Genomic DNA, 2,336 nt, shown 5'->3' on the forward strand with positions numbered 1-2,336 from the left:
GATACAGACAAAACTGATAAACCAGATACAGACAAAACTGATAAACCAGAAATCAAGGAAGATCAGCCATCTGATAAAGGTAATACAACTATAAAACCTACAGAAACTAAAAAAGAAGACAAGAAGAAAGTCAATACAGGTGATCATACTCAGGTGATAATCTATCTAGCTGCAATTATCATCTCAAGTCTAGCTGTAGTGTTATTAAAACGTAAAAAAGCAGAAAACTAAACAATACCTATCTCTCAGGTCGATGATTTAAATCATTGACCTGTTTTTTATTGACAAGTGTATCTACAAGGCATATAGTTCTATATAGAACGATAATAGTTCTAATTAGAACGATGGAAGGAGACATAATATGTATTTTTGGGATCAACATAAAACAATTACTCTCTATTATGAGATGTTAACAGCATCTACCTGCGATAAATACAATCTTAAAAAGATGGAATATGACATACTAATGTTTTTGTATCATAATCCTAAATACAATACTGCTGCAGATATTGTCAGAATAAGAAAGTCGACTAAATCCCATGTCTCAACTGCCTTAAAGGCATTAGAAGATAGGGGGTATATCACTAAAAAGACAAATGAAAAAAATAAGAAGCGTGTAGAACTATTCTTAGAGGATTCAGCCAATGAAATCGTGAAAGAAGGGCTCAATGTTCAAAATCAATTCGCGCATGACATGCTTCAAGGTTTAACTGACGAAGAAATAAAAGTATGTCGTAATGTATTTGAAAAAATTTGTAGGAATGCGGAAGAATGCATTCAAAAGAAAGGATTATGATTATGAATAACCAAAAATATGTACCTAAAATGTCAGATATCATGGAAGCTATCTTTGATACCTGCTATCTATTGTTTGACTTAGTAGCTGGTGTAATCTTCCTTACAAAAGCAAATGGCAATATGTTATTTATACTATATGGTATCTTAACTCTTACATTATGTGGTGGTGATGCATTCCACTTAGTTCCTAGAATCATTAGATCATTCAAAGGAACTAATGAGAAAATTAAGAGACAGCTTGGTATTGGTTTACAGGTATCTTCTATTACTATGACTGTTTTCTATATTATCTTACTTTATATCTGGAAACTCACATTCCCAACTCTTTTTGCTCCATTTATTGTAGAAGCGATGATCTATGTTTCCGCAATCATTAGAATTGTTGTATGTTTCTTACCACAAAATGACTGGTGTGGGGATGAAGGTAACTTAAAACTATCTATTATCAGAAATGCAGTATTTGCGGTGACTGGTATTGGAATAATTATTCTATATGCAATGAGTGGTAATACTGGTAATCTTCATATGACTAGAATGGTTGCAGCTATTATTATCTCGTTTGGCTGTTATTTACCCGTTACATTATTAAGTAAGAAAAAACCTAAAATTGGTTTGTTAATGATTCCTAAAACATGTGCCTATATGTGGGTGATTGTAATGGGATTACAGCTATTATTTAAGTAGAATGGTGTTATAATAGTATTGTAATAAATCATTAAGTGAGGTAGAAATGATGGAACAAGAAAGATATTCAATACTATATAGTTCTCCAACAGGTAATACAAAGATGCTTGCAGAAGCAATTCGTGATACGTTATCTGAAGAAGACTGTGATTATTTTGGACCATGTAAAGAAGTAGATTCAGATATGCTTTATATTGGTTTCTGGACAGATAAAGGTAATGCGGATGCAGCAACTCTAAAACTATTAGAAACCTTAAAGAATAAGAAGATTTTCTTATTTGGTACAGCAGGATTTGGAGTAAGTGAAGAATATTTCCAGAGAATTCTAAATAATGTGAAAATAAGCATTGATGCAAGTAATACAATTGTAGGGGAATATATGTGCCAGGGTAAGATGCCACAATCTGTACGTGATCGATATGTAAAAATGAAGGCACAGCCTGATCATATGCCTAATATTGATATGCTCATTGATAATTTTGATCAAGCTTTAACACATCCTGATGAAAATGATTTGAATAACTTGATAGCTAAAATTAAAGCATAAGGGGATGAACCTCTTATGCTTTTCTCTTACGAAAGGAGTCCATTATGATTATTCATGAACTTAACTTGTTATGGACATTGCTAGGTATTGAGTTACTTTGTGCTTTTGTCGCATTATTAATCTGTAAAACCATATACAAACAGGCAAGCATGAAAGTATTGATTATTGTTGCAGTCATAGGATTCTTACTAGGAATCATAGGTGTATTCATTTATGCCAGTCAGGCTATGCCTCTATAGTTAACTTCCTTTGCTATATAGAGGGAGTTGGGCCAATGTCATTAAGTTAAGAATTGACAGCTATCAAG

5 protein-coding genes are annotated in these 2,336 nt (G+C 32.6%); all 5 read left to right on the plus strand.

What is annotated here, in order from left to right; genetic code table 11:
* On the plus strand, positions 1–231 hold a 231-nt coding region (locus tag QVO42_RS03115), incomplete at its 5' end, for an LPXTG cell wall anchor domain-containing protein (protein WP_288163694.1).
* 130 nt (positions 232–361) lie between these two features.
* Positions 362–796: a MarR family winged helix-turn-helix transcriptional regulator gene (locus tag QVO42_RS03120; protein ID WP_022424724.1), complete on the plus strand. Its 435-nt coding sequence runs from the start codon at positions 362–364 to the stop codon at positions 794–796.
* Between the two features lie 2 nt (positions 797–798).
* On the plus strand, positions 799–1,482 hold the full coding sequence (locus QVO42_RS03125; protein WP_288163695.1) for a hypothetical protein: 684 nt from the start codon (positions 799–801) through the stop codon (positions 1,480–1,482).
* Between the two features lie 46 nt (positions 1,483–1,528).
* Positions 1,529–2,029: a flavodoxin family protein BilS gene (gene bilS / locus QVO42_RS03130; protein ID WP_288163696.1), complete on the plus strand. Its 501-nt coding sequence runs from the start codon at positions 1,529–1,531 to the stop codon at positions 2,027–2,029.
* Positions 2,030–2,073: 44 nt separating this feature from the next.
* Positions 2,074–2,268 (plus strand): hypothetical protein, encoded by a 195-nt coding sequence (locus QVO42_RS03135; protein ID WP_022424727.1) that lies wholly within the window; start codon positions 2,074–2,076, stop codon positions 2,266–2,268.
* Positions 2,269–2,336: the final 68 nt, after the last annotated feature.

The sequence above is a fragment of the Catenibacterium sp. CAG:290 genome (genome assembly GCF_000437715.1).
Classification (GTDB): Bacteria; Bacillota_I; Bacilli_A; order Erysipelotrichales; family Coprobacillaceae; genus Catenibacterium; species Catenibacterium mitsuoka_A.